General features: G+C 68.0%; 7 protein-coding genes. All 7 read right to left on the reverse strand.

Annotation, left to right across the window (positions count from 1 at the left end):
• Positions 1–689: porin (locus ACXJKR_RS17470; protein ID WP_457323897.1), on the reverse strand; the 689-nt coding region annotated here is incomplete at its 3' end.
• A gap of 156 nt (positions 690–845) precedes the next feature.
• Entirely contained in the window at positions 846–1,487 is a 642-nt protein-coding gene (locus ACXJKR_RS17475) for a histidine phosphatase family protein (protein WP_056194488.1), read from the reverse strand.
• Between the two features lie 5 nt (positions 1,488–1,492).
• Positions 1,493–1,816, reverse strand: a complete 324-nt coding sequence (locus ACXJKR_RS17480; protein WP_056194372.1) for a DUF1840 domain-containing protein — start codon at positions 1,814–1,816, stop codon at positions 1,493–1,495.
• 168 nt (positions 1,817–1,984) lie between these two features.
• Positions 1,985–4,102, reverse strand: a complete 2,118-nt coding sequence (locus ACXJKR_RS17485; protein ID WP_082532505.1) for a putative bifunctional diguanylate cyclase/phosphodiesterase — start codon at positions 4,100–4,102, stop codon at positions 1,985–1,987.
• Between the two features lie 26 nt (positions 4,103–4,128).
• Positions 4,129–5,430, reverse strand: a complete 1,302-nt coding sequence (locus ACXJKR_RS17490) for an HD-GYP domain-containing protein (protein WP_457323898.1) — start codon at positions 5,428–5,430, stop codon at positions 4,129–4,131.
• A gap of 251 nt (positions 5,431–5,681) precedes the next feature.
• Positions 5,682–7,040, reverse strand: coding sequence for a GH1 family beta-glucosidase (locus ACXJKR_RS17495; protein ID WP_457323899.1), 1,359 nt, complete (start codon positions 7,038–7,040; stop codon positions 5,682–5,684).
• A gap of 351 nt (positions 7,041–7,391) precedes the next feature.
• On the reverse strand, positions 7,392–8,432 hold the full coding sequence (locus ACXJKR_RS17500; protein WP_056194380.1) for a LacI family DNA-binding transcriptional regulator: 1,041 nt from the start codon (positions 8,430–8,432) through the stop codon (positions 7,392–7,394).
• Positions 8,433–8,522: the final 90 nt, after the last annotated feature.

The raw sequence follows: 8,522 nt of genomic DNA on the forward strand, positions 1-8,522 counted from the left end.
CCGAAGGTGTTCTCGCCGAAGGTGTTCTCGGCGCGCTGGACGTAGCCACCAATGACCACCGGGCCAAACTCATACAGGCCGCGAATGGCGAGTTGGGTGAAGTCGCCGTGCTTCTCATAGCCGAAACCGGCGTGGGCGGGGCCCATGTCGTAGTTCACTGCGACGTCGAAAGCGCGGGGGGTCGCGTTTTCACCGGCGGCTGCCGAAAGTTCGGCGGAGAAGCCGCCCGCTGTCGGGGTGAAGTAAGACACCTTGTTGTTGCGCACGAAGTGCGTCGCGTAGAGCGCGTCCGTCGAGGTGCCCGTGTCATGGTTGTGCATGGACACGTAGTCGGCCGTGGCGAAGTAGGAGCCCGGGAACCACCGGCCGAGGCGGATACCGCCGAAGCCACCTTCCAGTTGGACCCACGAAGCGCGGCTCCAGAAGGTCGTGCCGGCGCTGGCAGCACCGGTATCCGATTCAAAACCATGCTCCAGCGAGAAGGAAGCCTTCAGGCCGCCGCCGAGGTCTTCGCTGCCCTTGAGGCCCAGGCGCGACGAGTTGTTTTGCACAGCGACCTTGCGGTCTTGCGAGCCGATCTTCTGGCTTTCCACGGAGGTGTTGAGGCGGCCCCACAGGGTCACGCTTTGTGCGAAAGCCGGCGCGGCGGCGGTAGCGGCCAGAGCGGCGACGAGTGCAATCTTCTTCATCGTTTTGCCTTTGTAGAGAGGTTGGGCGGGGCCATGGGCCCTGCCTTGAAGGACCAGTGGCGGCCAGTATAGGAGCGGCTTTTACCGCGCCCGACCGCAGCGACGCGTGGATGCAACAGTGGGCCTAGGGACCTTGAAAAGCCCGCCCTGCCTGCATCAAGCCGCGATGTCGTCGGCGCTCAGCCCGGCCAAGTGGCGGTCGTCGTTCCAGCCGATCAGCGTGAATCCTTCGGCTGTTGCCAGCAATCGGTTGATGGTGGCATTGCCCAGCTGCCAGCTGCGCGGCGCGTCCAGGGCGGACCGGGTCGCAGCCCTGTAGAGGCAGTCCAGCACGCCGCCATGGGCGACGAGCGCAATGCTCTGCCCCGGGTGGGCCGCGGCGGCGCGGCGGGCCGCAGCGACGCAGCGCGCGCTAAAGACGGTCAGGCTCTCGCCGCCGCCGACGGCGAAATCGGGCTCACGACGCCGCCATCGGGCGGCATCCTCGGGATAACCCCTATCAATCTCTTCCCAGCTCAACCCCTCGAACCGGCCGAAGGCGCGCTCGCGCAGAGCGGCGTCGAAGTGGATGGCCAGGCCTTGGACGCCGGCCACGGCCTCGGCGGTCTGGCGGGCACGGCTGAGATCACTGGAATAGATGGCCGCCAACGGCTCGTCGGCCATGGCCTCGGCCAGGCGCTGAGCCTGGGCCAGACCCAGCGGGCTCAAGGGGATGTCGGTATGCCCCTGGATTCGCGTGGCGCGGTTCCAGGCAGTCTCACCGTGGCGGATCAGGATCAGTCGAGTGACTTCTTCCATCACAACTAGACACCCCAGACGACGTCGGCCTTTTCCTTCATGCTGCGCTGCATCAACTCGTGCAGCGGCCAGGCGCGCTGGCGCAGGGACACGCCCTGGCGGCGCGGCACGGCCTCGCCGGCGGCCTTGGCTTCGTCGACGCTGCGCTGGAATTGCGCCTCATCGGCCGCCACGCCGGCTTCCAGCGCCTGGATCAGGCCCGGCAGTGCAGCCACTTCGAGGATGCCTTGTTGGGCGGGTTCGCGCCCCATCAGGCGCAGCACGGCATCGGCCGAATCGGCCATCATGATGACGTCGGCGCCAGCCTTGGATTTGAAGCGGTAGAGCATGGCGGCATTGTGCGCGTGTACTTGCGCGGGCCGAGCGCCGGGCCGCTCCCWAGCCGGCCCGCCTTGGGCGATGCTTGCGGCTCGATGCCGCAAGCATCGCCGTCCCCCCGGGGGACCGACCAGACACGCCGGCGTTCAGCAGGGCGGGACTGGGCGAGGGGTGCCGTCTCAGGCGCTGGCCAACCCCAGCCAGCCGGACACCGGCGAGTCGACGACATGGCGGCGCGGGCGCACGCGCTGCTCGAATTCGTCGGGCGGCAGCGGCCTGGCAAACAGATAGCCCTGGAACTCGTGGCACCCGGCCTGGGCCAGGAAGTCGCGCTGGGCCTCAGTCTCGACACCTTCGGCGATGACTTGCAGGCCCAGGGCCCGGCCCATCTGCACGATGGCGTTGGCGATGCCGACATCGCTGGCGTCGCTGGGCAGGCCCTGCACAAAGCTGCGGTCGATCTTCAGGCGTTGGATGGGGAAGCGCTTGAGATAGCCCAGGGAGGAGTAGCCGGTGCCGAAGTCGTCGATGGACAGCGTGACGCCCAGGGCCGCCAGCGCGCGCATGCGCTTGAGAGCCTCCTCGGCATCGCCCAGCAGCACGCCCTCGGTCAATTCCAGTTCGAGCAGGCTGGCCGGCAGCGTGGCCTCGCGCAGGACTGCAGCCACCGTCTCGACGAAATGGGCCTGCTGGAACTGCAGGGCCGACACGTTGACGGCGACCGGCATGCGCAGGCCGCGGCCCAACCAGTAGGCGGCCTGGCCGACGGCCTCGCGCAGCACCCACTCGCCGATGGCGACAACAAAGCCACTCTCCTCGGCCAGGGGGATGAATTCGGCGGGCGAAATGTCGCCACGCTGGGGGTCTCGCCAGCGGATCAGCGCCTCGGCACCGATGACGCGGTCGCTGCCCAGCTCGACCTGGGGTTGATAGTGGAGCCGAAAGCGCCCCTCGGCCAGGGCCTGGCGCATGTCGTGGTCCAGGCGCATGCGCGACAGCAGGTCGACTTCCTTGCGCGGCACGTGGAAGCGGAAGCCCGCGCGGCCGCTTTCCTTGACCCAGTGCATGGCGCGTTCGGCGCTGGCCATCAGCTCGTCGGGCGAACTGCCGTCGCCGGGGTGCAAGGCGATGCCGCAACTGGCCGTGACGGTGAAGCTCAACGTGTCGAAGCTGAAGGGCTGGGCCAGCAGTTGCTGCACATGGCGGGCGGCGGCCTCGGCCTCGAACATCTGGGCGCCGTCGATCAGCAGCGCGAATTCATCGCCGCCCAGTCGGGCCAAGGTGTCATTGGCGCCGACGGCGCCGCGCAGGCGCTCGACGACCTCGCGCAGCACGCGGTCGCCATAGCTGTGGCCCAGGGTGTCGTTGATCTGCTTGAAACGGTCCAGGTCGAGATGCAGCAGCGCAAAAGTGGGAGATTCAGCGGGCGCCGGTTGGCCAGTCTCGACGGCGGCCATCTGCTGCACGATGCGGTCGGCCAGCGCGCGGCGGTTGGGCGCGCCGGTCAGCACATCGGAACGGCCAAGCTCCTCGATGCGTTGGTGCGCAGCCAGCTTCTCACTCAGGTCGCGGAATGAAAAGACCCGGCCGATGGGCTCGCCGCGACTCATCTGCGGCAGCGAGACCTGCTCCAGCACGCGGCCATCGGCCAGGCGCAGCATGTCGCTGGAGCGCATCAGCGGCGCGTCCAGCAGTGACTCGATGCGCAGGCGGTACTGCTCGCCGTCGCGCATGACACGCTGCAGGCTCAGCCACAGGCCGGCGTCGCCGGGCTCATGCAGCAGCCCGCCGGGCAGGCCCCAGAGCTTGGCAAAGCGGCGGTTGAAACTGCGCACGCGGCCGCCCAGGTCGACGACGAGGATCCCGTCGGCGGTGGACTCCAGCGTCGCGCGCAGTTCGGCCAGCAGGGTCTCGCGCTCGGCCTCGGCGCGCCGGCGCCGGGTCTGGTCGTGCAGCAGCACCAGCCAGTAGCGGCCGCCGTCGGGCGTGTGGACGGGACTGATGCTGCGGCTGACCCAGCGCGGCTGGCCGTCGCTGTGAGTCAGCACCGTGTCGGAGCGGATTCGGGCGAAAGGATCGCGGGCGGCACCCTGCCAGAAGGCCTCGTCCTCCAGCGAGCCGCACAACAGGGCCGGCGGCTGGCCCAGCGCCCGTTCGGGCTTGAGACCGAGCAGGCGCAACGCGGCGCGGTTGACGGCGTTGACGGTCAGACTTTCACCATCCACCAGCCAGGCCGGCTCGGGCAGGCCTTCCAGCAGCGCACCGATCACGGACGGCGCCTCCGAGACGCGGGGCAAGGCTGAGTTCGCCTCGCGGCCGGCGTTCACGCGGCCAACTCCCCTGGTCCCGTACTCGCGGCGTCGAAGAAGTAGGCGATGCGCGCCCGGGGGCTGAGGTAGTCGAGCGAGGCTCGCGGCAGGAACTGGGGCTTGAGGCTGCGCCGGATGCCGAGGTCGGGCATCTCTTCGAGGTTGAGGATCAGCGCCTCTTCCTTGACCACCTTGACGTCATGGACCATGACGCGAGGCTTCAGCGGACGCGCCGAATTGACCGAAACGACCAGCGCATAGCGGTCATCGGTGAGCTGCACGGTGGAACCCGGCGGGTAGACACCCATCATGCGGATGAAGGCGTTCAGCATGGTCGCGTCGAAGCGATTGCGGCCCTGCGCAAACATCAGCGACAGCGCCTCGTGGGGCGTCATCGCCTTGGACGTGATCAGCGGATTGCACAAGCCATCAAAGCGGTTGACCAGCGCAACGATGCGCGCGCCGGTGCTCATGCGGTCCATGTTGATCTTTTGCGGGAAGCCGCTGCCGTCGGCATGCTCATGATGCTGGGCAACGATGAGCAGCGGGCCGGGTGCCAGGCCCATGGTCTGGGCGATGGCCACGCCCTTGACGACGTGCTGCTGGTAGGCCTGGGTCTCGGCCGCCGTGAAGCTTTCGTCGCGGTGGCGCAGGCGCGCAGCGACCTCGAGCTTGCCGACGTCGTGCAGCAGCGAGCCGACGCCCAGGTCCATCATCTCGTCGCGACCGAGGCCGAAAGCGCGGCCGAGCAGCAGGGCAATGATGCAGACGTTCAGCGCGTGGGCCGTGCTGCGGTCGCCGGCAGCTTCATTGAGCAGCCGCATATTGAGATCACCCTCGACCAGCATCTTGTCGAGCAGTGCGGCGGTCAGGCTCTCGGCCTGGGTACGGGCGGCATGGGGATCGGGCTGGACCAGGTCCATGACACCGCGAAAGCCTTTGGCCGCCTCGCCGTACTGCTCCTCGCACAGACGCAGGGCCTCGCGTTGGGCGGCCAGAGCGCGGCGGTGGGCTTCGCGAGCCAGATCTTCAGGGCTGGGTTGCGAGGGGGCGGAACTGTCGCTCGCAGCACTGACGTCGCCGGCATCCGCAGCCACGGCGTCCTCGGACGACTGCAGGTCCAGGTCGCTCTTGGCGGGGCTCCAGCGCACCTGGGTCAAGCCAAGGCGGCGCAGGATCAGCAACTGATCGCTGGAGGCGATCTTGAAGCTCGACAAGGGGAAGGGATGCGACATCCAGCCGAGATCCAGATGAATGAACATCCCGACCGCCAACTGGCTGACATCGATCAGTGGATCGCTTGTTCTATCCTGCATTCGCTCAAAACCCGTGCGCCGGGCACCCTCGACCCGGCCCGAGCTCCGGCAGCCCTGCCGCAGTGCTCGAACCGGTCTCCTATCATACGTCAAATCGGCCGATCGCGCCCGCTACCGGCTGGGAAAAGTACCGGCGGGGCGCAAGTCGGAGCTTAGCGCCTGAACGTGACCRATTTCCCGCCGCTTAGTCGGGGCAAACGCGGAGGAATGCATACCGGACGGCGTGAGTGAGACACGCCGGCGCCCCGTCTTCAGCGAAGCGTGTGGTGCAGGGCGACGAAATCGCGATACCAGTGGGCGCTGTCCTTGAGCAGGCGCTGCTGGGTCTCGTAGTCGACGTGGACGAGGCCGAAGCGCTTGTCGTAGCCGGAGTTCCACTCGAAGTTGTCGAGCAGGCTCCAGTAGAAATAGCCGCGCACATCGGCGCCCAGGCTCATGGCGGTGGACAACGCCTGGAGGTGGGCCGACAGGTAGGCGATGCGCTCCTTGTCGGGTACCCGGCCGTCGACGACGCGGTCGGCATTGGCCATGCCGTTCTCGGTGATGAACATCGGCGGCGGGTTGTACTCGCGCGCCAGGCGCACCAGGTGCTGGGCGAAGACCTCGGGCACGATCTCCCAGCCCATGTCGGTGAAGCCGCGCTTGCCCGGGCCCGGGACGGTCTTGCCGTCCGCGCCGAAGAGGCTGCGCGTGTAGAAATTGATGCCGAGGAAGTCCAGCGGCTGGCGGATGCGGTCCAAGTCGCCGGCTTCGACCCGTGGGGCGTCGGCACCGACGTATTCAACAGCGTCGGCCGGGTAGGCACCGCGGAAGATCGGGTCCATGTACCAGCGCACGTTGAGCCCGTCGTCGATGCGGGCGGCGCGGCGGTCGGCCTCGTTGGGCGTGGCGGGGAAGGACGGCGTGTGGTTGAGGACGATGCCGAGCTTGGTCTTGGTGACCGCGCGCATCGCGGCGATGGCTTCGCCATGGGACAACATCAGGTGGTGGGCCACCTGCAGGCTCTCGGCACGGCTGGTGCGGCCAGGCGCGAACTGTGCGGTCTCGTAGCCCAGGGTCGCCGTGCACCAGGGCTCGTTGTGCGTCGCGATGCTGGCCAGGCGGTCGCCGAAGCGGCGCGCGATCTCGGCGCCGTAGTCGGCGAAGCGGCTGACGATGCCGCGCGACAGCCAGCCACCGATGCTTTCGTCCAGGGCCTGCGGAAGGTCCCAGTGATAGAGGGTGCCGTGGGGCTGGATGCCGACTTCGAGCAGCGCGTCGATGAGGCGGTCATAGAAGGCGAAGCCTGCCTCGTTCCAGGCACCCTCGCCCAGCGGCTGCACGCGCGGCCAGCTGAAGCTGAAGCGGTAGCAGTCCAGGCCCAGGCCCTTCATCAGCGCGACGTCATCGCGGAAGCGGTGGTAGTGGTCGCAGGCGACGTCGATGTTGGACGCGTCCTTGATGCGACCCGGCTGGCGGCAGAAGTGGTCCCAGATGGAGGCGGCCTTGCCGTCCTCGAAGGCGGCGCCCTCGATCTGCGCGGCGCTGGTGGCGACACCCCAGAGAAAGCCGGGCGGGAAGGACTGGGCGAGTGCAGCGGGGTCGATGCGGTCGAGGTTGGCAAGGCTCATAGCGGAGAGGCAGGGGCAAAAAGCTGAGCAAGACGGCGGTGGCGCCGCGACGACGGAGCGAAGACGGGTCAGGAGGGCGGAACGGCCGAATCCGCAGGGCAGCGGCAGCGCTTCATGACGTCTCCTGTGTTGTTTGAATTGGGCGTACCGCTACCAGGCCGACCGCTTTGATGGCGGCGAGCGTCGGACCATCAAGCAGCTTGGGCAAACAGGTTTGAAGCGACACCTGCCCCCGTGGCGCCGCCATCTTGCCCGACAAATGACAACGCTGTCAATACGCGCTGTTAGCGGTAACGGCAGCGCTGCGACGGGCCGATCAAAGCAGGAGGGCCGAGGCGAAAGCGCGCCGGTTCAGCGGGCGCGCGTGGAGTCCCGCACGACAAGTTCGTGCCGCAGCACCTTGTGCAGGTCGGCCTCGTCGGCCGGCCCCGCTGAGGCGTCGGGCCGCTGACCTGCGACCAGCATTTCCACCGCCGTGCGTGCCATCTCGGCGACCGGCTGGCGCACGGTGGTTAGCGGCGGCCACACCAGGGCGGCGGTCGGCGAATCGTCGAAGCCAGCCACCGACAGGTCGTTGGGCACTGGCAGGCCCAGGCGTTGGGCAGCAGCCAACACGCCCAGGGCCATGTCGTCATTGCTGGCGAACACGGCAGTCGGCCGCTGGCGGCGGCTGAGCAATTGATGGGCCGCGTCGCGGCCGCTCTCAAAAGTGAAGGCGCCGGGCTGGATCAGTTCGGGGTCGGGCTCCAGGCCATGCGCGCGCAGCGCGTTGACGAAGCCCTGGTAGCGCGCCGCGCTGGCCGACTGGTCCGGCGGCCCCTTGATGAAGGCGATGCGCTGGTGGCCCAGGCTGAGCAGCAGATTGGTGATCTCTTCGGCCGCATGCACATCGTCCATGCGCACCGAAGGCACCCCACGCAGGTCGCGCTCGGGCGACATCAGCACGCAGGGCGTGCCGTTCTCGCGCAGCGCGGCGAGCACCTCGGGGTTGTCGCACAGCGGCGGCGTCAGGATCATGCCGTCGGGGCGCAGTGCCATCACCATGCGGTCGATCTGCTGGCGCAGGTCGGGYGCATCGTTGTGAAGTGACTCGACAACGAGGTGATACCCCAGTTCGCGGCATCGCACCGTGGCGCCTTGCTGCACGCTGCCGACGAAGATCGCGCTGGGGTCGTAATAGAGCAGGCCGATCAGGAAGGACCGTCCACCTGCGAGGCTGCGCGCCGACTGCTTGGGCCGGTAGCGCAGCGCCTCCACCACCTTGAGTACCTGATCCCGGGTGCTTTCATGCACGCCGGGCTCATGGTTGAGCACGCGCGATACCGTCTTGATCGACACGCCCGCCTCGCGGGCAACGTCGACGATGGTGGGGGTGGTACCGCGCGGGGTCATGGAGCCCCTCGTCCAAGGATTACCTTGGCCGGTCTTGCAGACCGCGCTGCGGCTTGCGCCGCCGCCCTTCGGCAGGCACATCCAGCCCAC

The organism is Roseateles sp. P5_E11, assembly GCF_054049355.1.